The sequence below is a fragment of the Pedobacter ginsengisoli genome (assembly GCF_002736205.1).
In the GTDB taxonomy this organism is placed as follows: domain Bacteria; phylum Bacteroidota; class Bacteroidia; order Sphingobacteriales; family Sphingobacteriaceae; genus Pedobacter; species Pedobacter ginsengisoli_A.
This window is the reverse complement of record NZ_CP024091.1, coordinates 4,076,479-4,101,199: the sequence shown is the minus strand read 5'-3', so window position 1 is coordinate 4,101,199 and position 24,721 is coordinate 4,076,479. Positions and strand designations below refer to the sequence as shown.

22 protein-coding genes and 2 pseudogenes are annotated in these 24,721 nt (G+C 37.5%); all 24 read left to right on the top strand.

All coding sequences use genetic code 11. The annotated features are described in order from the left end of the window. Window positions 1-12: 12 nt before the first annotated feature. The 24 genes and pseudogenes from CPT03_RS16840 (at window position 13) to CPT03_RS16735 (ending at window position 24,686) form a co-directional block, all read left to right on the top strand. The gene (locus tag CPT03_RS16840) at window positions 13-3,492 is read left to right on the top strand and encodes a DUF6443 domain-containing protein (RefSeq protein ID WP_099439924.1); all 3,480 of its coding nucleotides are present in this window, start codon (window positions 13-15) and stop codon (window positions 3,490-3,492) included. Further along, on the top strand, window positions 3,467-3,850 hold the full coding sequence (locus tag CPT03_RS16835) for a hypothetical protein (RefSeq protein WP_099439923.1): 384 nt from the start codon (window positions 3,467-3,469) through the stop codon (window positions 3,848-3,850). The genes CPT03_RS16840 and CPT03_RS16835 overlap by 26 nt, the downstream gene beginning before the upstream one ends. Window positions 3,851-4,090: 240 nt before the next feature. Further along, a complete protein-coding gene (locus CPT03_RS16830; RefSeq protein ID WP_099439922.1) occupies window positions 4,091-4,882 on the top strand; it encodes an ISL3 family transposase in 792 nt (263 codons plus the stop codon). 1 nt (window position 4,883) lies between these two features. Further along, window positions 4,884-5,267 (top strand): hypothetical protein, encoded by a 384-nt coding sequence (locus CPT03_RS16825; RefSeq protein ID WP_099439921.1) that lies wholly within the window; start codon window positions 4,884-4,886, stop codon window positions 5,265-5,267. A gap of 231 nt (window positions 5,268-5,498) precedes the next feature. Next, window positions 5,499-5,834, top strand: coding sequence for a hypothetical protein (locus tag CPT03_RS23175; RefSeq protein ID WP_245869870.1), 336 nt, complete (start codon window positions 5,499-5,501; stop codon window positions 5,832-5,834). A gap of 51 nt (window positions 5,835-5,885) precedes the next feature. Next, window positions 5,886-5,969 (top strand): annotated as a pseudogene (locus CPT03_RS23170) (hypothetical protein); the annotation flags it as partial. Between the two features lie 120 nt (window positions 5,970-6,089). After that, window positions 6,090-6,737 (top strand): hypothetical protein, encoded by a 648-nt coding sequence (locus CPT03_RS23165; protein WP_245869869.1) that lies wholly within the window; start codon window positions 6,090-6,092, stop codon window positions 6,735-6,737. Next, window positions 6,737-7,297: a hypothetical protein gene (locus CPT03_RS16815; protein WP_099439920.1), complete on the top strand. Its 561-nt coding sequence runs from the start codon at window positions 6,737-6,739 to the stop codon at window positions 7,295-7,297. The genes CPT03_RS23165 and CPT03_RS16815 overlap by 1 nt, the downstream gene beginning before the upstream one ends. A gap of 219 nt (window positions 7,298-7,516) precedes the next feature. Next, window positions 7,517-8,599: a hypothetical protein gene (locus CPT03_RS16810; protein ID WP_245869868.1), complete on the top strand. Its 1,083-nt coding sequence runs from the start codon at window positions 7,517-7,519 to the stop codon at window positions 8,597-8,599. A 34-nt stretch (window positions 8,600-8,633) separates the two neighbouring features. After that, window positions 8,634-9,491 carry a tail fiber protein gene (locus tag CPT03_RS16805; RefSeq protein ID WP_099439919.1) on the top strand — a complete coding sequence of 286 codons (858 nt, stop codon included), beginning with the start codon at window positions 8,634-8,636 and terminating at the stop codon, window positions 9,489-9,491. Between the two features lie 312 nt (window positions 9,492-9,803). Continuing rightward, on the top strand, window positions 9,804-10,124 hold the full coding sequence (locus tag CPT03_RS16800; RefSeq protein WP_157766482.1) for a hypothetical protein: 321 nt from the start codon (window positions 9,804-9,806) through the stop codon (window positions 10,122-10,124). 33 nt (window positions 10,125-10,157) lie between these two features. Then, window positions 10,158-10,856: a hypothetical protein gene (locus CPT03_RS16795; RefSeq protein ID WP_099439917.1), complete on the top strand. Its 699-nt coding sequence runs from the start codon at window positions 10,158-10,160 to the stop codon at window positions 10,854-10,856. A gap of 180 nt (window positions 10,857-11,036) precedes the next feature. Further along, window positions 11,037-12,173, top strand: a complete 1,137-nt coding sequence (gene gmd, locus CPT03_RS16790) for a GDP-mannose 4,6-dehydratase (protein WP_099439916.1) — start codon at window positions 11,037-11,039, stop codon at window positions 12,171-12,173. 26 nt (window positions 12,174-12,199) lie between these two features. Further along, a complete protein-coding gene (locus CPT03_RS16785) occupies window positions 12,200-14,770 on the top strand; it encodes an SLBB domain-containing protein (protein ID WP_099439915.1) in 2,571 nt (856 codons plus the stop codon). Between the two features lie 36 nt (window positions 14,771-14,806). Next, a complete protein-coding gene (locus CPT03_RS16780; RefSeq protein WP_099439914.1) occupies window positions 14,807-15,874 on the top strand; it encodes a lipopolysaccharide biosynthesis protein in 1,068 nt (355 codons plus the stop codon). A gap of 21 nt (window positions 15,875-15,895) precedes the next feature. Beyond that, the gene (gene pseB / locus CPT03_RS16775) at window positions 15,896-16,912 is read left to right on the top strand and encodes a UDP-N-acetylglucosamine 4,6-dehydratase (inverting) (protein WP_099439913.1); all 1,017 of its coding nucleotides are present in this window, start codon (window positions 15,896-15,898) and stop codon (window positions 16,910-16,912) included. Further along, window positions 16,912-18,099: a UDP-4-amino-4,6-dideoxy-N-acetyl-beta-L-altrosamine transaminase gene (gene pseC, locus CPT03_RS16770; protein WP_099439912.1), complete on the top strand. Its 1,188-nt coding sequence runs from the start codon at window positions 16,912-16,914 to the stop codon at window positions 18,097-18,099. Before pseB ends, pseC begins: the two co-directional genes overlap by 1 nt. Next, the gene (gene pseF / locus CPT03_RS16765; RefSeq protein ID WP_099439911.1) at window positions 18,092-18,790 is read left to right on the top strand and encodes a pseudaminic acid cytidylyltransferase; all 699 of its coding nucleotides are present in this window, start codon (window positions 18,092-18,094) and stop codon (window positions 18,788-18,790) included. Before pseC ends, pseF begins: the two co-directional genes overlap by 8 nt. Next, a complete protein-coding gene (locus CPT03_RS16760) occupies window positions 18,783-19,973 on the top strand; it encodes an acetyl-CoA carboxylase biotin carboxylase subunit family protein (protein ID WP_099439910.1) in 1,191 nt (396 codons plus the stop codon). Before pseF ends, CPT03_RS16760 begins: the two co-directional genes overlap by 8 nt. Before the next feature lie 5 nt (window positions 19,974-19,978). Continuing rightward, entirely contained in the window at window positions 19,979-20,662 is a 684-nt protein-coding gene (locus CPT03_RS16755) for a class I SAM-dependent methyltransferase (protein ID WP_099439909.1), read from the top strand. Continuing rightward, the gene (locus CPT03_RS16750; RefSeq protein ID WP_157766481.1) at window positions 20,643-21,590 is read left to right on the top strand and encodes a hypothetical protein; all 948 of its coding nucleotides are present in this window, start codon (window positions 20,643-20,645) and stop codon (window positions 21,588-21,590) included. Before CPT03_RS16755 ends, CPT03_RS16750 begins: the two co-directional genes overlap by 20 nt. Then, window positions 21,587-22,627, top strand: a complete 1,041-nt coding sequence (gene pseI / locus CPT03_RS16745) for a pseudaminic acid synthase (protein WP_099439907.1) — start codon at window positions 21,587-21,589, stop codon at window positions 22,625-22,627. Before CPT03_RS16750 ends, pseI begins: the two co-directional genes overlap by 4 nt. A gap of 386 nt (window positions 22,628-23,013) precedes the next feature. Continuing rightward, window positions 23,014-23,184, top strand: a pseudogene (locus CPT03_RS23400) (DapH/DapD/GlmU-related protein); the annotation flags it as partial. Between the two features lie 119 nt (window positions 23,185-23,303). Next, entirely contained in the window at window positions 23,304-24,686 is a 1,383-nt protein-coding gene (locus CPT03_RS16735; protein WP_157766480.1) for a hypothetical protein, read from the top strand. Window positions 24,687-24,721 lie beyond the last annotated feature (35 nt).

The following is a 24,721-nucleotide window of genomic DNA, read 5'->3' as shown; positions in this document are numbered from 1 at the left end:
TAGCGCTCGGATATGAACAATAGAATTTCGGCTCTATGGAGCCTGTCAGTAATAATATTAGTACAGTTATTTGGTATTAGCAGGTTGAACGCCCAGCACCTGACCTTCGGTACCTATACAGGTCAGTCAGAGATTACCGCTAGCGGGAGTATTACTTTTACTAATGGTTTTACCGTTCCAGCAGGGAGTGATTTCCGTGCCTATATCAGTTCCAGTGCCAATTGTGTTCCACTGGCCTCGCTTGCCAGTGCAAACCAGAACTATGTGATCAGCAATACGGTGAAGCGTTCAGGGATTACCCTAACAAGTCAAGTTGATGTAGTTAACCTGACTGTTTGTGAGCTGAACCAGAGCATTCAGTATTTTGATGGGTTGGGCCGTCTTCTACAAACAGTAACGGTAAAAGGAAGCCCCTCGTTAAAAGATATTGTCCAGCCCATAAGCTATGATGCCTTTGGCCGTGAAGCGACCAAATACCTTCCCTATGCAGATCCGGGAACCGCCAATGGCAGTTATAAAACCAATGCCTTAACTGCCGGGGCAGGAGTACTGGCATTCTATAACCCTGCTGGCAGCAGCGGTACCCAGCAGGCCAATGGAATGGTTCGGACAGTTTACCCTTACAGCCAGACGGTATTTGAAGCCAGTCCATTAAACCGGGTACTGGAGCAGGGAGCTCCGGGATTACCCTGGCAACCAGCCGCCACCCGTACAACAACAGGGCGTACGGTGGTCAGTGATTACGGCAGTAATGTGGGCAGCGGGGCGGAATCGGTAAAACTCTGGGTAGTAACCAGCAACGGAGCCAGCTGTGGTACCAATGTGTATGCCGCAGGGAAACTGTATAAGTCGATCACCAAAGATGAGAACTGGACCACAGGGAAGATCGGTACAGTAGAAGAGTACAAAGACTTTGAAGGCCGTGTAGTACTAAAACGGATATGGGAAACAGAATCGGTATCCCTTTCTACTTACTATGTTTACGATGACTTGGGTAATCTGCGGTATGTGATCCCTCCGGCCGTTACAGCTACTACTTTTACAGAGGCCGATGCAGTTTTTAGCCAGTATATCTATGGCTATAAATACGATGGCAGACAGCGTTTGGTAGAGAAGAAAGTTCCTGGCAAGGGCTGGGAATATATGATATACAATAAACTGGACCAGGTTGTGTTTAGTCAGGATGCAGTTCAGCGGGGCAAAGCCAACCAGGACTGGACCCTGACTAAATATGATGCTTTTGGCCGGGTAATTATTACCGCTATCCATAATTATGGCACTACAGCCAATACCTCTTATAGGGTAGCACTTCAGGGGCTGGTAGATACGCTGGCTGTTACCAAGCCTGAGCTGTGGGAAAACAAGATTGCCACAGGGATTGGCTATACCCTGGACCGAACTTATCCGGTTAACGGACCAAGCGGCAATATATTGAGCATTAAGTATTATGACGATTATGCAGCACCGGGTGTGCCAGCAGCTTATAACCAGAGTGGTAATGCAGCCTACAGTAAAAAGCTCAAAGGCTTGCCTACAGCAAGCAAAGTGAACGTGCTGGGTACTGCGGAGATGTTGTGGACAGTAAATTATTATGATGAAGAAGCAAGAGTCATAAAAACATATAAACAGCACTACCAGAGCGGGGCAGCAAACCCTGCCAACTATGACGAGATCAGCAACACCTACAACTTTGCAGGGGAGTTGCTGAACAGCATAAGAGAGCACCGCAATGGGTCAACTGTTACCACCATTGCCAGTACCTATGAATATGATCACATGGGCAGAAAGAAACTGGTAAAGGAGAGGATCAATGCAGACCCTGAGGTGGTATTGAGCAGGCTGAACTACAATGAGGTTGGTCAGCTGCTGAAGAAAGAGCTTCACAGTACTGACAACGGGTCTACCTTCCTACAGAACAGCACCTATGCTTATAATGAACGGGGCTGGCAAAAAACGAGTACATCAACTCAGTTCAGCACCCTGCTGAAATATGAAGATGGGACTACCCCTCAGTACAATGGTAATATCTCCAACCAGAACTGGGGAGCAGCGGCAAGCCTTCCGAATGTATACACCTACAGTTATGATAAGCTAAACCGGCTGTTGAACGGCACCAGTACAGGAGTGGTGATGAGTGAAGTGCTGACCTATGATGTGATGGGTAACATCAAGACGATGAACCGGGATGCAGGAGGTATTGGGACTTATAATTATACCGGCAACCAGCTTACTAGCATTACAGGAGGGACATTAGCAACAGGGAGTTATGCATACAATGCGAATGGGAATGCGACTACAGACGGGAGGACAGGGGTAGTACTGACGTATAATCTGCTTAATTTGCCTTCTACGGCTACCAAGACGGGATTGGCATTGAGTTATACCTATGATGCTTCAGGTAACAAACTAAGAAAAGTAAATACCGCGGTCCCTGGGACCACCAGACATTATGTAGACGGGATAGAGTACAATGGTAATACCATTGAGATCATCCAGACAGAGGAAGGACTTGCAAGGAACAATTCCGGAACATACAGTTATGAATATAACCTGACTGATCATTTAGGTAATGTGAGGTATAGTTTCAATAAGCATCCCACATTGGCACTACAGCGGATACAGGCAGATAATTATTATGCTTTTGGGCAAAGAAAGAGTATTTTAGCTGGAACAAATAAGTATCTTTATAATGGAAAGGAGATACAGGATGAGTTAAGTGGACAGTATGATTACGGGGCAAGATTCTATGATCCGGTGATTGGGAGGTGGACGACTATAGATCCTCTGGTTGAACTCAATCAGGAAAACACCTCGCCATACATTTATGTGCTTAATAACCCAATCTTATTAACTGATCCAGATGGAAGATTTCCAGATGGACCTGGGGATGACTTATGGGATGGGATAAAGCAAGGTTTTACTGGATATTTTGGAGGAATAAAACAGGCAGTATTAAATCCAGTTGAAACAGTTAAAAGCCAGTTTACTACTGAAGCAATAACGAACAATTTGTTAAATACTGCTACTTTTGGCACCTATGGTATGGCAAAAGAAGCGATCACAGTATCTTCGACCGCAGCAAAGGGAGATTTGACAGCTTTGGGGAAGGCTATAGGTAGTAAAGCCGCTGAGGGGCTTGTTGTTGGTGCAACAGAAGGGGCTGGAAGGGTTCTAGGTGCAGTAACAAAGGTTGCATCTAAAGAAGGTTCAGTTTTTGGGAAAAGTCCTTTTATTCCGAAAGATGCAGAGGGTGCAACAATCAAAACGGTTAAGACAAAGGCTGGGAATACAAAAATCGATGCAGAGGGTAGAGGTGTTTCACACACTCAATTAAGAGAAGATGCTTCAGGCAATTATGCTCAACGTACGACTTTTGATGCAAAAGGAAGAAAAAGAAGCGATACGCACTTTACAACTCATGGAGAAAGTGGAAAATCGTCACCCCATAAACATACATATTATAAAAATGGAAAACGCAGTGAAGGCCTCTAAGTATAAAATTATTAATGAGCTAAAAAGTTTAGATTTCATAAAAGATATATTGCTAATTGAACCAAAAGTAAGGTTGTGTGGTGAACTTGAAATTGAGCCCTATGTAGAGTTTTCAGTTAATTTTCAAGCAGATTATTGGTATATTAAGTATCTTTTGTTAAGAGATCAATATGTTGATCTTACAAATGAGTTCGAGAGTCTTTTTAGTGAACCAGACTTAAATATTATTTGGCTGAGGTTAACTGATGGCAATACTTTTGTTTTGGAATTTAACGATGGACAACCATTTCTTAGTTTTTTAAAAGAGAATACTTTGATGAAAAATTACTTTGAGTTATTTACCTTGAGTAGACTTTAAACAAGTTCATCTATAGGTGCCAACAAGCCACTTATGCCTAAAATAAAATAGCATCAAAGTCACGAATCAGAGTGCTTTGATGTTTATCTGATAGGCTGTATAATTGTTTGTGCAGCCTATTGTTGTTTTGTGATCTACAAGTTGTGTTTTTGGGTGCCTGGACAAACCAGCGCAAATTGGTTCTTCCCCACTTTTGTTGGTGAAGTAATATTATGTTATATAGGTTTCCGTTAGACCTATATGAACATTAAAAATATACTTTTTTCTACTCAGGATAAGTTTAAGGTAGTCGGAGTAGAAAATGGATTTGATCAATTGCGTATATATGTCCAGAGCAAACAAAAGAATAGTGTGTGTCCAAATTGCTGTATGCCATCACGTAAAGTTCATAGCTATTATACCAGAACTTTTCATGATCTTCCAGCCTTTGGCAAAGCTAGTTTGCTGTTTTTACGATCACGCAGATTTTACTGTTTGACAGATGAGTGTGCTCTTGGCGTATTTTCTGAACGTTTTTCAACATACTTTAGCCCATATAAAAGAAGAACTTCAAGACTGGAAAAAAAGCTATTGAACATGGCACTAAATGCGGGCGGCAAGCCAGCTGAAAGGTTGTGTAAACAACTTTCGATTTCTATTAGTGATACCATCTTGCTAAGGCTAATCCACAATGCAGCAATTCCAGAACAAGAAACTTTAACCGCAATAGGGGTAGATGATTGGGCTTACAAGAACCGCGATAGATATGGAAGTATTCTTGTAGACCTACACACCAGAAAGATCATAGATCTATTGCCTGACCGTGAAGAAAGTACACTAAGGAAATGGCTCAAGGAAATGCCTGGCATCAACATCATCACCAGGGATCGGTACGGGAAATATCAAAAGGCAGCTACTAAAGGGGCTCCTCAGACACAACAGGTTACAGATAGTAAAACTATAACTGTAAGAGACGGAAGTAGCGAAGATAAAGCTACATTGGAAGTAAATAATCCTTCAACGAGACTTAAGGAAACTAAATTTAGATACTAATATGAACGAATATAATTTATGGGAACCCATTATTGATATTCCCTACAATGATCTATACTTTTTTGGAATAAGAGATGACCTTGGCAAGTTGATCATCTCATTAAAGTTACTTGGTTCTAATGAAAAATTGTTAGAGATAAAATTTAGTGGTGTGCAGGCATATAGAGTAGTTCAGGAAGGAGCTAGGTTAAAATCTTTAGGAGAGAGTCCATCTTTAAGGGGATTTAGGGTCTCAACAAATTCAGATTTTATTGAATGGTTTAAAGAAGAGAGTCTAGGGCAATTTGACGATTGGGGATTGACTCATTATGTGATTTGTAATACTGATAATATTATTGATGTCATTGGTGGACCTCCTGTTATGGTTGAATGGGTGTCATCTTAAAATTGATAACCCAGTAAGATATATCGATGCTGATGGGATGATCGAACGAGGTCCGACGACAGGCAAGATTATCTTTACTTCACCAACAAAAGTAGGGAAGAACCATTTTGTTGAGGTTTATCCACTTATAATTGTACTGGCAACCAGCTTACTAGCATTACAGAAGGGACATTAGCAATAGGAAGCTATGCTTACAATGCGAATGCGACTACAGATGGCAGGACAGGGATAGTGCTGACCTATAACCTGCTTAATCTTCCCGCTACAGCTACCAAGACGGGGTTGGTGCCGACTTATACCTATGATGCTTCAGGTAACAAACTAAGAAAAGTAAATACCGCGGCCCCTGCGACCACCAGGCATTATGTAGACGGGATAGAATACAATGGTAATACAATTGATGTCATCCAGACTGAGGAGGGACTTGCAAGGAACAATTCCGGGACCTACAGTTATGAATACAACCTGACTGATCATTTGGGAAACGTGCGGTATAGTTTCAACAAGCATCCGACTACTGGAGCGCTACAGCGGATACAGGCAGACAATTATTATGCTTTTGGGTAAAGAAAGAGTGTATTAGCCGGAACAAATAAGTATCTTTATAATGGAAAGGAGATACAGTATGATTACGGGGCAAGATTCTATGACCCGGTAATTGGAAGGTGGAATGTGATTGATCCAATGGCGGAAAAATATTTTTCTCTTGCACCATACCAATATGGTGGAAATACACCATCGAATACGGCTGATATTGGTGGTAAACTTTTTATTTTCGTTAACGGTTTTATGCCGGATGATTGGCTTAATAAAACGAGTCGTATGCCAAATTCGTATGGTGGTGGTCAGTATGGGACTGTAATTCCTACGAGTCCTAAACTGGATAGGGCTTTCCATAGTACTGATAAATATGAATATTGGGGTGGAATTGACGACGCCTATAATAGAGCTTTTAGAGATGATAATAATTTATTTATTAATGCTTCTTACGCACCTAAGTCCACTGCTAGTTTGCGCTATCAGGAAGGCGTAGCTGCGGGTAAAAATTTACTAGCTAAATTGATGAGTGGAGAACTAACTTTAGACGATGGGGAAACTATTAAAATAGTGGGACACAGTCAAGGTGCTGCTTTTGCCGCGGGAATTGCTTCTATAGTGTCTAAAAATAAAACTTATGGTGGATTACTGGAATTTGTTGATTATATATCTCCCCATCAACCAGGAGATATTAAACACCCTAAAAATGTAAAAGGGAGACAGTTTTCTACACTCAGTGACCGAATATCATCTAAGGGACTTCTGCCGAAATGGATTACGAATTCACAAAACGAACAGATGGAAGGAGTCGAGCAGGCGAGGACGAGAGGTCAATACAAAGGAGGCTATGGAGGGCATGCAGTAGATACTTGGTTAAACGATCTAATTAATTATTGGAGGTCATCTGGTATAAAAGTAACCGTTATAGAGTAATGAAAAGAATTTTATTGTTTTTATTGATTTTTTGTTTATTTTCTTGTAAAAGAAAAGTCTATTTCACTGATTTCGAAAATGAGATATTAAAGGTGTATACTCCTGGTGATACCCTTATTTTCGAATCCAACACAAAGAAGAAGGATACTTCGTATGTATTAGATAAAAAAATAAGTTATGCAAAATGGAACCCTTTTGCTCATAGTGGAAAATATAGTTATCTAAATGGGATTGTTTATAATGGTTCTGAAAAAAAAAGATATGAGGGAAAACCTTATCCATATGTTTTATTAAATTTAAGTAAAACACAACCAGATAGTACGATTTTATTTATTCATTATAAAAAAGCTTTTGTCTTGAGAAAATTTAGAGATTTCAATAAAGCAACTCTCGATCAATTTAAGATAGCGGATAGTGTATATAAGTTTACAGATGTATATCAGAAAAGTGGTAAGACGATCAATGTTGACCTGTATTGGCATATTAAATATGGTGTAATTAAATATATTGAATCGGATACTGAAACATGGCAAAGAGTCAATATTTCGGTCAATAGATAATTTTACAGTGTTTCAAGGTGATGCTAGTTTATTTATATCTGCTGTTGACTATTGGTTATTTTGATTGTTTCGATTCATTTATTACTTTAGTGCTAACTAAATTATCTTATTATGCTCTCGAACCCACCTACTAAGGAATTCTTATTGGAGGATATGAATTCTCAATATTTTTCTCCGGAATCAGTTTCTTAAAATTCTTTTTTAATAAAACGCTTTCTTATGAATAAGAAATTATTTAAGGTTTTAGTAACCTCTTTGTTTTTTGTATTTGCTTTTTGCCTGAACAAGAGCCAGGCACAAAATTTATTGGATTTAACCGGATGGACGGTTGGATCAGGAACATCAGGTATTTTTACCATGAACGGTCAGGCTTCAGAAAATGTTAGGGAATGGGGGGAGGGGCCAAATGGCAACCGTGTAATACTATGGAAAGCTCAGCCAGATGGAACTTCTAATGCAGATGGGGGATGGAATACTCAGGCATTCCCAATTATTCATACCAATATGTATCGTTTTTCGGTGTGGTTAAGAAAGACAAATTCTAATAGTGGTGCATCATATTTTGGATGCAGAAATGTATCTACTTTGTCCAGTGTCGTAACTTCTAACCCATACTTTTGGCAGGGAGATCTTCCGCAACTTAACAAATGGTATTTGTTGGTTGGTTATATTCATGGTAGTGGTGATACTTCAATTATCAATTATGGTGGACTTTATGACGGATTGAGTGGTGCAAAGGTGGCAGATGCGGTTGATTACAAGTTTGAAGATGGGACGACAACCTCAGTTCATAGAGCATATCTATTTAATGATCCCAATCTAAATGATAGGCAATATTTTTATGCCCCTAGGGTGGATCTTGTGAATGGGAATGAACCTTCATTGTCGGAATTGCTGGGGTTACAAAACTTAATGTCTGATCAGGCATATTTTGCCGGAAAGGTTGGAATTAAAACAGCCAATCCCGGAGATTATGATTTAGCAGTAAACGGTAAAATCAGAAGTAAGGAGGTTAAAGTGGAGGCGGCAAACTGGCCAGATTATGTTTTTCAAAATGGATATAAATCTATGCCCTTACCCGAGTTGAAGAAGTTTATTGCAACAAATAAACACCTTCCTGAGATACCCTCTGCTAAAGAAGTAGAGTTAAAAGGTGTGAGTCTGGGTGAGATGAATAAGTTATTGGTAAAAAAGATTGAAGAACTCACACTTATGTTCATAGATCAGTATGAACAAAGCAAAAAACAAAGTGAACAAATAAATGAACTTAAATCAGAGATTGCTAATCTTAAAGAAAATTAAAAGCCATGAAAAAATCTATACCCTAATTTGCTTTATGCTATCAATTTCAGCATCAAAAGCGCAATTCTACGATGTGTTAAGTTATAACATTAATGGAACGCCCGTTAATGGACTAAACATTAAAACAAATCTTCCTTTTACAAATAGTACTCAAATGGTCAGCTTAAAAATCGAAGGATACGCTTATGGGCCGTCCGAGATTATTGATCTTAATATTTCATGGTATATATTTGGTGGAGTTTTTAGAAATACTTCTATATCTTCTGCAGCTAGTTACACTCCTGAAGTCTTCCTCACCAACAATAATGGGCTCGTAAACGTTTTTATCAACGATAGAGCATACTTTACTAGGTTCAGAATAACTGCTTTTGCAAAAGGAATGAGTGAGCAGAGTGTATGGTTTCAGGGGTGGACCGTAGCTGACGAAGCTATGCAAGGAACCCAAGTGCTAAATCTTGCTTACAAGAATAATTTTAGGGGTACAGTAACAAATGAGGGGAATCTTTATTCCATGGGAAATTTAGGTATTGGCACAACTGATACCAAAGGGTATAAACTTGCAGTCAATGGAAAAATTCGGGCTCAGGAAATTAAAGTTGAAGCTACCAACTGGCCAGATTATGTATTTGCCAAAGATTATAAGCTTCCTTCTCTAGAAGAAACTGAAAAACATATAAAACAAAATGGGTATCTCCCGGGAATCCCTTCTGCAGCAGAAGTAAATGGAGATGGGATAGATCTTGGTGAAATGGATATCAAGCTTTCAAAGAAAATAGAGGAATTGACTATTCACTTGATAGAAAAAAATAAGGAGATCACAGAACTTAAGAAACTAAATAAGAGGGTAGAGCAATTAGAATTACAAATAAGAAATAGGACTAAAAACGAATAATAGTTAAATTTCTGATATTCAGTATAATCGGTTTTGTAATGTGCTTTCGTCTTATACATACGGATAACTCCTCGGTTATGCTACCCCTTCGCTCCCAATGCTTTGATCACTTATGATTCTCCTGATGTGGGGTTGAACACAGGGGCAACACAGCTTTCTATTCCTTTGTTCCAGATAAAGAAGCAGATATTCTCCCTACCCATACGCTTAGATACGTAATAATGGGTTAAAAGTACGAAATAGCTTCCATAACAGGACAAAATTGGATACTCTTATGAAGTGTTATCACCAGATCGATTAATGTCGAATCATATGGATACTGTACAAGTGTATATTGAACAAATTGGTCTTGATCAATCTAAAATTGATGAAAAATATGCCGGATTAATTACTTTCCTTAAAGAAAGTAACCCAAATGTTAAAATCCTTGCAGCAGGATCTTTTTGGGGAAATGATTCTGCTGATGAAGTCACGAGTAAATACTCTAAATTTGTTTTCCTTAAAAAGTTATCTATTGATCAAACATACAAAGCCACTGGATTATTTGATAATTATGGCGTGTCGGAGCCTCCATCTGATAGTGGCATGAAAGCAATTGCAGAATTTATATGGAACTCCCTACTTTTTATGTAGGTTTGATAAGGGATAACCTTCTTAATTGTTTATATGAAAAAACCTCTACTACTAATTTTATTCTTGTTTACTACCATTACCGCATTTTCACAAATGAATGGCGACTATAATTATAGTATTGCTTTTAGGGGGTATAGCATGGTAGAAATGCCTAAGGTATTTAATGAAACCAGTTCAGATAGGTTTACTGATGCCTACTTAAATGGGGTGATGGTTAAGTTTAACGACAACCAGTTCAGCTATCGTTTAAATGGAACGTATTATAATAAGTCGAAAAGGTTTTTCAATGAATGTGAAACTTGTCAGGAAGCCAATGGTAAGCTGCTCGATTATTCTTTTAAAGTAGGCTTTGAAAAAAACTTTAATTATTCTCGTGTACAGCCCTATTTCGGATTTGATCTCGGCTATCGATACAGCAGGTTTAAAGGTAGTTTGCAGAATAAAAACCAATTGAGGGCAATGAGTTCAGATGCAGCAATTGTGGGGCAGGATATTGAATCCATTAAACAAGGTATCGTAGTCTCACCGGTTTTAGGGGTTAAAATAAGCCCGATCCCGCAGTTATCTGTTTTTGCTGAAGGCAACCTGGATCTTTTCTATTCTTTTGAGAAGCAAAAAACGATTTTGCAGGATATTGACAATACACGGACGGTTAATAACGACCGGAAGACTGAATTTTTGCTGAACCCATTTTCTGTGGGTATTCAAATCCATTTGGGCAGCAATAAATAGCTTTTTACTTCATATCTGCCTTTATTCGGTGTTTATCTTTTGCTTACAAAGTAAATAATTCCGTATGTTTGCGTGAATAAATTGAACACACTTATCAATGAAACTGCATGAGCTTACCGCTCAGATCTAAATAAACAAGTCTCATGCAAGCTTCATAACACCTAAAGCGTAGATATACAGATGAAAATTGCCTTAATTACGGGAGTAACGGGACAGGATGGAGCCTATTTAGCTGAATTTTTGTTAAAAAAGGGATATTTTGTTCACGGACTGAAAAGAAGGTCGTCATCTTTTAATACAGAGCGTATAGATCACCTTTACCAGGATCAGCACGAAAATAATGTAAACTTCAAATTACATTATGGCGATTTAACTGATTCAACCAATCTAATCCGTATTGTTCAGGAAATTCAGCCCGATGAGATTTATAACCTTGCGGCAATGAGCCATGTTAAGGTAAGTTTCGAATCTCCGGAATATACTGCAAATGCCGATGGTGTTGGAACGCTAAGGTTATTAGAAGCGGTGCGCATATTAGGTCTTACCAAAAAAACCAAGGTATACCAGGCCTCTACCTCCGAGTTATACGGATTGGTTCAGGCTGTACCTCAAAGTGAAACTACTCCTTTCTACCCAAGGTCGCCATATGCAGTAGCAAAAATGTATGCTTACTGGATTACGGTAAACTACAGAGAGGCTTATGATATGTTTGCCTGCAACGGTATTTTGTTTAATCACGAAAGTCCGGTTCGAGGCGAAACCTTTGTTACCCGTAAAATCACACGTGCAGCATGTAAAATAGCATTGGGCTTACAGAACTGTCTGTACCTTGGTAACCTATCAGCACAACGCGATTGGGGACATGCAAAAGATTATATCGAAGCCATGTGGTTAATTCTGCAACAGGAAAAACCGGAAGACTATGTGATTGCCACCGGCGTTACCACTACAGTCAGGGATTTTGTTAAAATGAGTTTTGCCGAATTGGGAATTGAAATCGAATTTAGTGGAAAAGACCAATATGAGCGCGGCGTAATTATTGATATTGACCAGGATTTGGTTGCGCAGCTCGGATTAAATGATGAGTATTTAAAACCAGGTACTGTTGTGGTGCAGGTTGATGAAAAGTATTTCAGGCCAACAGAGGTTGATCTGTTACTTGGCGACCCAACCAAGGCCAATACAAAATTAGGCTGGAAACCTAAATATGATCTTCCCCTTTTAGTAAAAGATATGGTTCATTCAGATCTGCATTTGATGAAAAAGGATGAGTACTTAAAACAGGGCGGATTTAAAACATTGAACTATTTCGAATAAGTAATTTCGTACTCTACTAATCTCCTATGAAGTTTAAAAAAATATTTACAATACTACTTTTCTTTTTTGCCATTGTTCTTTCTCAAACGGCATTTTCGCAAACCAATTATGCGGATGTAAAAGTAGATGACCTTACAGATACCCAAATCAGGCAATTAATCCAGAGAGCAGAGTCAGTAGGCTACAATGATGCACAGTTAGAGCAGATGGCAGCCGCTCAGGGCATGAATGCCACTGAAATTGAGAAACTCCGGCTAAGGGTAGAGAAGATCAGGAAACAGGATGGTGGTCAGGGTAATGATAAGTCAGATAACAATGGCGCTAATAAAAACCAGCAAAATGGAAATGAGTTGGATAGAAGCAGGGGTTTTGATAAACAAAACTTGCGCGATACTGCCAAAAACAACAATAAAAAGACCGATTTAAACGGTAACCTGAAAGATAAAAAGACCCTGGAAGAGGAAAAGCTTGAGGAGATGAAAAAGCTTTTTGAAGGGCTTAAACCAAAAATATTTGGTGAAGACTTGTTTAAAAATGATAACATGACTTTTGAACCAAATCTTCGTATGGCTACACCAAAAAGTTATGTAATTGGCCCTGATGATGAATTGTTGATCGACTTAAGTGGCGATAATGAAGCTAATTATAAGCTTAAGGTAAGTCCTGATGGTACTATCCGTTTGCAATATGTCGGCTTAATATCGGTTGGTGGCTTAACTATTGAACAGGCCATTTCTAAAATTCGCTCAAGCATGGCCAGCACTTACCCAAGTTTAAAATCCGGCCGAACCAGCGTTGCTATTACACTAGGCAATATCAGAAGCATTAAAATAACGGTAATAGGAGAAGTGGTTAAGCCAGGTTCATATACAGTTCCTTCGTTATTTACGGTATTTAATGCACTATATGAATCAGGAGGGCCAAACAGAAATGGATCATTCCGTAAAATTCAGGTAGTAAGGAACAATAAAGTAGTATCTACTATTGATGTTTATGATTTTCTTTTAAACGGAATCCAGAAAAACAACATCAGGCTTCAGGATCAGGATGTGATCAATGTACCGGTTTATCAAACAAGGGTTGAAATGTCTGGCGAGGTTAAGCGCCCGGCATTGTATGAAGCTTTAAATACAGAGACTTTAGAAGACATGGTCCGCTTTGCAGGTGGTTTCTCTAATGATGCCTATACTGCGCAGATCAAGGTACTTCAAAAAACAAATAAAGAGCGTAAAATCACCGATGTGCAAGCTGATGATTACAATAAGTATAACCCATTGAACGGCGACAAATATGTTGTGGAGGCTATTTTGGATCGCTTTGAAAACAGGGTAGAGATTTCAGGTGCTGTTTTTCGTCCTGGACAGTTTGAGCTTGACGAGAACTTGACCTTAACACAGCTGATTGCTAAGGCTGATGGTTTAAAAGAAGATGCATTTTTAAACAGGGGATACATCTCAAGGTTAAATGCCGACAATAGCTTATCACTTTTATCATTTGATGTGGCGAAAGTATTGGGCGGTACACAGGCAGATATTAAGTTGCAGCGAGAGGATAAGGTAACCATTTCTTCAATATTTGATTTAAGGGAAGAGTATAAGGTGACGATTCAGGGTGAAGTTAGGGAGCCTGGTACTTTTGAGTATGGCGACAATATGAATCTTGAGGCTTTGATTCAAATGGCAGGTGGCTTTAAAGAAGGAGCGACGCCTAATCGTATTGAAATTTCCAGAAGGATTAAAAATAGCGATGCGACTTCGGCATCTGCACAGACAGCAGAGGTGTTTACGGTGAATGTTGATCAGAACCTGAAAATTCAGGAGAAGGATTTTACATTAAAACCATTTGATATTGTTTCAATCCGTAGTTCCGAAAGCTATCAGGTGCAAAGACAAGTAAAAGTGGAAGGAGAGGTGCTTTATCCGGGAACTTATACCATTACTAAAAAGGACGAACGCATTTCTGACATTATAAAAAGGGCAGGAGGGCTAAGTCCTTTGGCTTATGTAGAGGGAGCATCTTTAAAACGGACGGGTGGAGCTGAGGCAAGAGCAGCAGATAGCTTGGAGAGAAGAAAGGAAGAGAAGGAAAAATTGATGAATTTGCAACGTTTGAAACAGACCGGTGCCAAAGATACAACAACTATAGAAAAAGACTTGCAGGTTTTGCGCAGTGACTTGGTAGGGATTGATTTAGAGCGAATTTTAAAGAAACCATTATCTAGAAATGATTTGATTGTTGAAGATGGAGATGTAATTCGCGTTCCCAAAGAACTGCAAACAGTAAGAGTTACTGGAGAGGTTTTGAAACCCAATAGTATAGTCTACATTAAGGGAAGAAGCTTTAAGGGCTATGTTGATGGTGCCGGAGGGTTTAGTTATAATGCCTATAAGAGGGGTGCATATATTGTATATTCAAATGGATCTGTTGCTGCTGCAAAGAAGTTTTTATTTTTTAATAATTATCCGCAGGTTAAACCAGGTGCGGAGATTTTTGTTCCCAAACGTGCGGAGAGGGAGAAAATAGGTATTCAAGGTATTGTAGGAATATCTACTGCAATAGCATCGCTGGCAGCGATTTTTATAACCTTACTTAAATAGGTGAGGTATTAAATGATAAGCTTGTAAAAGCAGAATATGGAAGAAAAAGTAAAAGAAAATAACGAGATTTCATTAAAGGATCTTATCCTTAAATTTCGTGAGTTGTTTAGATATCTTTTATCTAAATGGGCGGTTATTCTTTGTTATGGTATAATAGGTGGAGTTTTAGGATTTACCTATGGATGGTTTAATAAGCCTGTTTATTCAGCCGCAACGACTTTTGTTTTAGAGGAAGGTGATAAGGGTGGTGGGATAGGACAATATGCTGGTTTGGCTTCGATGGTTGGTATTGACCTTGGTGGCAGTAGTGGTGGAAGTATATTTCAGGGTGATAATATTTTGGAATTGTATAAATCTAGAACAATGATTACCAAGACCTTGTTGACTCCGGCTGAGTATGCTGGGAAAGCACAGTTATTAATTGATAGATATATTGATTTCAATCAATTAAGAGAGGGGTGGGCTAAGAGACCAGAATTGAAAGATATTGAATTCAGAAATAGCTCACAATTTACTCGCTTACAGGACAGTGTACTTGGGGCAATTGTAAATGATATTAATAAGAATTATTTGATTGTTGATAAACCAGATAAGAAGTTAAATATTATTAAGGCAGAAGTTAAAGCCAAGGATGAATTCTTTGCAAAAAGTTTTAACGAACAAATTGTAAAGAATGTAAATGACTTTTATATCCAAACAAAAACCAAGAAATCATTGCTAAATATAGGTGTTCTTCAAAGAAAGACAGATTCTGTTCGAACCGTAATGAATGGTGCTATTTATACTGGGGCAGTGGCAACAGATGCAACACCAAACTTAAATCTTGCACGCCAGGCTCAGCGTACAATTCCAGTACAACGCTCACAATTCAGTGTTGAGGCTAATAAAGCCATGTTAAGTGAGTTAGTTAAAAATTTAGAACTTTCCAAGATAGCTTTGAATAGAGAGACCCCATTAATTCAGGTGATTGATAAACCCATTTTTCCTTTACAGAAGGAAAAAACAGGAAAGATTAAAGGTTTGATATTAGGGGGATTTATTTTTGTTTTCTCTGCCAGTCTATTTTTATTGATAAGAAAGATATTCAGGGATATAATGAATTAATAACAATACTAAAAATCGAAGATGTTAAATTTAGATAAGAAACAAGTTTTAATCACAGGCGGTACAGGATCTTTGGGCAAGGCACTTACCAGAAGGATACTAGCTCAATGGCCAAATATATCACGGTTAGTAATTTATTCGCGGGATGAACAAAAGCAATTTGAAATGGCCCAGGAGTTTCCTAATCATTTATATCCACAAGTGAGGTTCTTTATTGGTGATGTTAGAGATTCAGAACGTCTTATACGGGCATTTAGAGGAATAGACTATGTTATTCACGCTGCTGCAATGAAACATGTCCCAATTGCAGAATATAATCCTATGGAGTGTGTAAAAACAAATATAAATGGAGCTGAAAATGTGATAAATGCAGCGCTAGATAGTGCCATTAAGAAAGTAGTGGCACTATCTACGGATAAAGCTGCAGCACCTATAAATTTATATGGAGCTACGAAATTGGCATCTGATAAACTTTTTGTTGCAGCTAACAATATAAAAGGAGATAATCCGATAGTGTTTTCAGTAGTAAGATATGGAAATGTTATGGGGTCAAATGGATCAGTTATTCCTTTTTTTCTTAAGAAGAAGAAGGAAGGAGTTCTACCTATTACTGTGCCCAATATGACGCGATTTAACATTTCCCTAGACGGTGGCGTGGACATGGTTCTTCATGCATTAGAAACAGCATGGGGAGGAGAGATATTTGTTCCCAAAATTCCATCATATAGAATATTGGATGTTGCTACAGCTATCGGGCCTAATTGTGAACATAAAATTGTTGGTATTAGACCAGGTGAAAAAATTCATGAAGAAATGATTACAGAATCAGATTCTTTTTTCACCTATGATTTAGGCAAATATTATGCTATTTTACCTCAGAGAGCAAAGTGGAATCTGGAACATTTCGTTGAAGAATTTAATGCTAAAAAGGTTGAAGAAGGATTTAAATACAATTCTGGTGAAAATACTGAGTGGGAAACCATAGAGAGTTTAAGAATTTTGATTAAAGAACATGTAGACCCAACATTTGAGAGCTAATGAAAAGTATAATTATTCCTTACGGTAGGCAGGACATAACCGAAGAAGATATTCAGGCAGTAATCCATACTTTGAAGTCTGATTATCTTACACAGGGTCCTAAAATAGCAGAGTTTGAACACGCATTTGCAGAGTATGTTGGAGCAAAATATGCCGTAGCAGTTTCAAATGGAACGGCAGCTTTGCATTTATGTACATTGGCCTTAGATGTGAAAGAAGGGGATAAAGTTATAACTACACCTATTACATTTGCTGCTTCAGCAAACTGTGTGCGATATTGTGGCGGTGAGGTTGTGTTTGGGGACATTGATCCTACTACTTATTTGTTAGATATCCATTCTGTGAGGGTACTTTTAGAGTCTTCGCCAAAAGGAACATATAAAGGAATTATACCCGTCGATTTTGCAGGAAGAGCAATTGATTTGGAGGCGTTTAAAACATTAGCTAACGAATATGGCTTATGGATCATTGAAGATGCTTGCCATGCCCCTGGTGGATATTTTATCGATTCAAAAGGCGGTAGGCAAACCTGCGGGAATGGTATTAATGCAGATCTTGCAATCTTTTCATTTCACCCAGTAAAACACATAGCCTCTGGAGAAGGAGGCATGATAACGACTAATGATAGGCATTTATATGATAAACTTTTACAGCTTCGTACCCATGGGATTGTAAAATCTGAAGATGCTTATACTAATAATATTGAGTTTGCCGGAGGAATAAATTCTTATCCTGGATGGTATATGGAGATGCAGATGCTGGGGTATAACTATCGGTTAACTGACTTTCAGGCAGCCCTGGGGATTAGCCAACTGAAAAGAGCCGAAGATGGGCTCGAAAAAAGAAAGGCGATTGCGGCGGTTTATTTTGAAGCTTTTGATGGTAAAGAATTTATCAAGGGACAATCGGCAGTTGTCGATGGACACGCTTACCATCTCTACATTTTGGAGGTGGAAAATCGTCTTGGCCTTTATAATTATCTTAAAGAACAAAATATCTTTGCTCAGATTCATTATATACCCTGTCATCTCATGCCATATTACAGGGAGCGAGGATGGGAAGAAGGCGATCGCCTGTTTGCAGAAACTTTTTATAAACATTGCATCAGTCTGCCAATGTATCCAACATTAACCAGAGAAGAGCAGCAATTTGTGATTGATAAAATATTAACCTTTTATAATGACTAGGCTAGCAATTATTCCGGCTCGTGGGGGTAGCAAACGTATTCCCCGAAAGAATATTAAGGATTTTTTAGGTAAGCCAATAATTAGTTATTCAATTGAGGCCGCCTTAAAATCCAATCTCTTTGATGAAGTAATGGTTTCAACGGATGACGAGGAAATTGCATCAATAGCGGACAGTTGTGGGGCAAGTGTTCCATTTTTGAGATCGAATCAGAATTCAGATGATTTTGCAAGCACCGCAGATGTTTTAAAAGAAGTAATAACTTATTATGAGAAAAACAATAGGATTTTTGAATACGGTTGTTGTATTTATCCTGCCGCACCTCTAATTGCTTCCGAGAAGTTGACGGAGGCATTTCAAATGATGGAGAATAGCAAATTCTCTACCGTATTTCCGGTTGCAGAATTTTCTTCTCCAATTCAAAGGGCGCTGAAGGTCGAAAGGGCGGGGGTTTCTAATTTCTTTCCGACACATATGCAGACAAGAACACAGGATCTAGAAAGAGCATATCAGGATTGTGGACAGTTTTATTTCTTTAAAGTACAGCCTTTTATGGAAAGAGGATTTTTACAGGGAGAGAATACTGGTGCTATTTTTCTTAATGATTGGGAATATCAAGATATTGACAATGAGCATGATTGGAGGATTGCCGAATTTAAATATCAATATTTTAAACAATTAAAACATGAATAAAATTGATACATCTTCTGTTTGGTTATTGTGTATTGGTGCTGGGTCAGAGCAGGAAGGTGGAATTATTGCGGCAAAAAAAATGGGTTATAGCGTTTTGGCAGTTGATTATAATCCAGATGCTGTTGGTTTTGCTTTAGCAGATAAATACGAGGTTATTGATATTAAGAATAAGGAAGCAATTTTAGCTATAAGTAAAGAATTTAATATAGCGGGCGTTATTCCAGTACCTTTGGGGAGGTTTTTGACTTCCGTAGGATATATAAATGATGCTTTAGGGCTAATTGGACCTTCTGAAAAAACATGCCAAATTTGTACAGATAAAGCTGCATTTTATGATGCTGTTCAAGGTTTAAATATACTTGTACCTGCCCAAACTTCATATCGCAACCTAAAAGAAGCTAAAGATAATGTTAACATTGAAAATTCGACTCCTTTTGTGATAAAACCTACTCACGGATCTGGATCACGCGGTGTAAAAGTTATCATGAGAACTGCAGATTGGCTGGAATTGTCAGATGAAATTTATCAAGATGGCGTTCTTATTGAAGATTTCATTACCGGGATTTCTTTAGGGATTGATGGATGGGTGGAGAATAATCAGGTAAGTGTGCTATGCGTTAGAGAAAAGAAATTAACTCCGCTACCCTATCGGGTAGAATATGCTTTTGGAGCACCTATGGAACTTCCAAAAATAGTTCAAGATAAGATTTGTGTCCTCATGGAAAATGCGGTAAGGGCAATAGGGCTTGCAAATGGCATTTTTCATGCGGATCTTATTCTGGATCCAAATAATGATGTGTGGCTGATTGAGATGGCGCCCAGGCCTTCGGGACTAATGATCTCAAGGAATCTTGTGAAAAGGGTAACTGGGGTTTCAATATTGAATGTTGGCTTGCAAATAATTACAAATCGACCTGTTGAAGCTAAAATCCAAAACCATGGCTCATTTGTATTGCAATATATTATTCCTCAGAATTCTAAACATAAAGCTGTAAGATTTGGAATTGACGAACAATCTCGTCCTCAATATGTTATTGAATATAATTCTGGGTTAATTGCTAATGCGCATAGTACCCCCACCAGCATGTCTGATATAATAGAGAATGGATATTTTATTGTTAATGGTGAAAACTTAAATAGTGCATTTTTTAATGCCAAAGACTTTTTAAAAAAATTAACATAGTAACTATGAAACTTAAAGAAATCGACCAGTCAACCCATGCTGAATCAGCCAAGCATGTAAATTCAAGCCCCATTACTTATCCTGATGAGAGATTAGTGGCTTTTTTACAGCGAAGTTTTGGAGATAGAGACAATAATAAAACAAAAAATGCCTTAGACATTGGATTTGGTTCGGGACGTCATATACAACTATTAATTGATTTTTGCTTTAAAACCTATGGGATTGAATATACTGAGGAAGCTATTGCTGTAACAGCAAAGAGGTTCAGAAGTGAAAATAGCCTGCAAAAATTATTATTGGGAGATTATAGAACATATAAATTTGATGTGAAGTTTGACCTTGTAATAGCTTGGGGACTTATATTTTACAGTACATATTCCGAAATGCAAAAAGATCTGATCGCAATGGCAAATGCTGTAAATGATAATGGCCGTGTGATTTTAAACTTCAGAACAACTGAAAATTGGTTTTATGGTCTTGGGAAAGAAGTAGATAAAAATACGTATTTGTTAGATGAAAGAGCTAGGGCTTATAAGGGTTACGTTTATACTTTTTTAAGTCTAGACGAGATAAAGACTTTAATTTCTGAAGTTGGGTTGAAAATCGAGTGTATAGAGAGGATTGATCTTTGGAAAAATCAATTAGAGGAGAGAAATTCATGGTACATTTGTGAGCTTTCAAAAAAATAGAAAAATACTTTTTATAATCCAGACAGGCTATAGTGTCGGTTTGGGGCATCTCTATAGGATGAAGAGCCTAATGGAAATGCTTCCTGTCCATTGTGAAGCTGTAATAATAATTTTGAAAGAAAAGGAATTTGTTACCCCATCTGTATTTCCTGAAGGTGCAATATTGAATTCTTATCTATCTATTGATGATGTACCAAGGGATGTATATGAGGGTTTTAACGCGCTTGTAATAGATGTATATAATTTAAATGAAAGAAATTTGAAAGAAATAAGGAGCTGGCTAAACATTCCTATTGTAATATTTGGATATTCAGGTAAAAAATATAAAAACACTCTTGTTGTGAATGTTGCAGAAGGGCGTGGACCGTTTCCAACCTATGTAGAAAAGGATATTTTAGAGGGATCTGCCTATTTTGTTTCAAATCCTATTTTGGAAAGTATTCGAAATTCTTATGCCCGAGAAAACGAACTGGACAAAATTTTATGTGTATTTGGAGGAACTGATCCTGCTAATTTATCCGCAAAAGTCATATCTCATATCAAAGAACTTGATTTGAATTACGACTTTACTATTGTTTCAAATAATATTTTATTAGAAGAAAAGAAAATTCCTGGTAATGTTAAAATTATTGGTCGGCAGGATAATCTTCCTGCAACATTTTGCTCATATGATCTTGTCATCACCTCGCCAGGCAATATTTATTTTGAAGCAATGATAGTAGGAATTCCGGTTATTGCAATAACTCAGAGCGTGAAGCAGGAGTCCGATTTTAAAGGCTATCCATGGATATACAAACCTAATGAAATGAGAGACTGCCTTTCTTCATTAAAAGAAATACACAAGAGATCAAAAAGCTCAAAAGATGGAATTAATCCGGGATCAGGTATGCCGCAGATTGTTAATTATATAAATATAAATTGTCAATGAAAATAGGGAATCATGAAATAGGAACGGGAAGAACCTATATAATTGCTGAATTGTCAGCTAATCATAACCATTCTTTTGAAACCGCAGTTAAAACAATTGAGGCCGCAGCAAAAGCAGGGGCCGATGCTATAAAACTGCAAACGTATACAGCTGATACGATTACGATAGATTGTAATACCAAAGATTTCTCCACAAAGGAAGATGGCCCTTGGGCGGGACAAACTTTATATGAATTATATCAAAAGGCATATACACCGTGGGAGTGGCACGCTGACTTACAAAAAGTTGCCCAAGAAAATAACCTGGATTTTTTTTCTTCTCCATTTGACCCTACAGCGGTAGAATTTCTGGAAAAATTAAATGTTCCAGCCTATAAGATAGCTTCGTTCGAGATCACTGACATTCCTTTAATTGAACTGGTTTCTTCAAAAGGAAAACCAGTAATTATTTCAACTGGAATCGCTTCAGAAGAGGATATCGAGCTAGCTTTAGATACTTGCAAAAGAATGGGCAATGATCAGGTTATCTTGTTGAAGTGTACATCTTCTTATCCAGCTCCCATTGAAGAAGCAAATATGAGCATGGTTAAAGACATGGCAGAAAAATATGGTGTTTTAACAGGACTTTCCGATCATACTATTGGCAGTACGGTGCCAATAGTTTCTGTTTGCTTTGGTGCAAAGGTAATTGAAAAGCACTTTATCTTGGACAGGTCAATAGGCGGACCTGACGCATCCTTTTCTATGAATGTACAAGAATTTACCGAAATGGTAAAAGCTGTGAGGGAGGCTGAAAAAGCAATTGGAGGGATAGATTATTCTCTAAATGAAAAACAACAGAATAGCAGAAGCTCTTCTAGATCCTTGTACGTTGTTGAAGACATTAAAGCAGGCGAAGTGGTTACTGCTGGAAATGTACGGTCGATACGTCCTGGTTTCGGATTACATCCTAAATATTATAAAGAAATTCTTGGAAAAAAAGTAATCCGAAATTTAAAGAAGGGTGACAGACTTTCGTTAGATGATGTTAATCAATAAATTTATTAAACTGTAATAACTGTATCCTTAAATAGTAATCATATCTAAGCATTAAGAATATGAATGTGTTTATCATTTTTTGTGGCCGTATTTTTAATTTTTTTGAGAATTGCAAATGGAAGTACGTTTATCACGAATATAAACGAAAATATAAGCTGCCGGAATCGTTCTCATTTAGCCAAGGGGGAACTAATATTTATGGTGCGGGCATTTTTGAAGGAGGAGAGTACTCATACATAGGGCAGGCTTGTATACAGATTTCAAAGAATAACATAGTAAAAATTGGAAGAAATTGCAGACTTGCCTATAATATAAGAATTTATACAATAAGTGCCGATCCAGATGATAACTTAGATGTAAATCCAAAAGGAAATAATAGTAGAAACCCAAAATCTGGAGACGTAATTATAGGTAATGGTGTTTGGATTGGAGCAAATGTTTTTATTAACCCTGGAATTTTGATTGGGGACAATTCTGTTATTGGTGCAAATAGTGTAGTGACAAAAAACGTTGCCCCAAATTCTATTGTCGGAGGAGTTCCAGCAAAATTAATCAGGTACAAAAAATAGGTTAAGATTTCTTTATGATGAAATTTATAAGGTCAATGTTCAATAATAAAGTATTTAGTTTTATTTTTACTAAATACTTGACGTTTGGCCTCCAGCTTGTTAACTCTATGTTAATAGCGAAATATCTTGGCCTCTATTTTTTTGGGATATATGGCTTCACTACGTTGGCCCTTCAATATATTAATTACACAAATTTTGGAATATATTATTCGTATCAGGTTATTTTTTCAAATGAGAAGCAGATCTCAGCGATCCAACAGAAAAAATTAACTGCAGCTGCACTCTGGAGCCTTTTGAGTGTTAGTCTTCTTATCGTTTCGGCCTCTATTCTTATATTTTCGTTTAAAAGTTTAAACTTTTTTGAAAAGTACAATTTCGGAGGACTTGGGCCTTTGATAATTGCAATTGGTATCCTGGTCCATTTTAATAACTTATATATTACGATTTTTAGATTGTATGGGAAAGTAAAGGCGATCAATATTTATTCCTTAATCCCTCCTGTTTTGCAACTTATAGCAATTTTGCTTTTCAGGGAAGAATTATTATTATGGGCTATTGTGTTAGCATTATTAATTTCAAATGTGATAGGATTAATCATGTTTGTTTCCTATAGTCCAGTTAAAGGTGCCCTATGTCTTATTCCTGCAATAGATTTAGTCATGCAGCTGTTTAGACGTGGTTTTTTCCTATTATGTTATACACTCAGTTTTTATGGTATTATTATTACAGCTAGAACTTTAGTTGGTTATTTTTATTCAATAGAAGATTTTGCTCTTTTTAACTTTTCTAATAGCATTTCTCAGGCAATTTTTCTGCTGCTGGGGTCATTAAATTATCTATTTTACCCAAAGCTCATCAATGTTATAAGTCATAAAACAGATAGTACTGAATTGATAGATTTTATTGAAAGGATAAGGAAGCTTTATTTGACACTTACCTTACTGATTGTTTTTGTCAGTCTGCTTGCGATGCCTGTACTTTTCTTTTATTTGCCAAACTATTATAAAGCTTCTTTATCACTGCAATTACTTATGCTTGGACAGTTGTTAATAGACAATAGTTATGGTTATTCAACATTGTTAGTTCAAAGGGGAAAAGAGAATTTACTTACAGGTATTGCTTGTTTTGCTGCGGGCTTAGTAGCGATTCTTTCGGTGATATTTCACCACTTTCACCTTCCTTTTGAATCAGTTGCTCTCGCGGTTGTAATAGCAGTCCTGGTGTATAATTTCTTAGTAATTTATTATGGTAATAAGCTGACACAGCAGTTTAGTTCTTTTTTTTCTTTGCTTAAATATATTTACAAAATAGAGCTGTTTGCCCCAGTATTATTTTATATCTTTTTATCATTCCTAATAAAAGGGACGTATTTAGTTATTTCATTAACCATAGGCCTTTATTTAATATTAAATTATAAAGATTTAAAGAATATAATTAAAGATTGCTTCAAGATGCTAAATAATGAAGAGATATTAATTCTTAGAAAGTAACTTAAAATTTAGAAAAGACAATTTAAAAGGTAAAT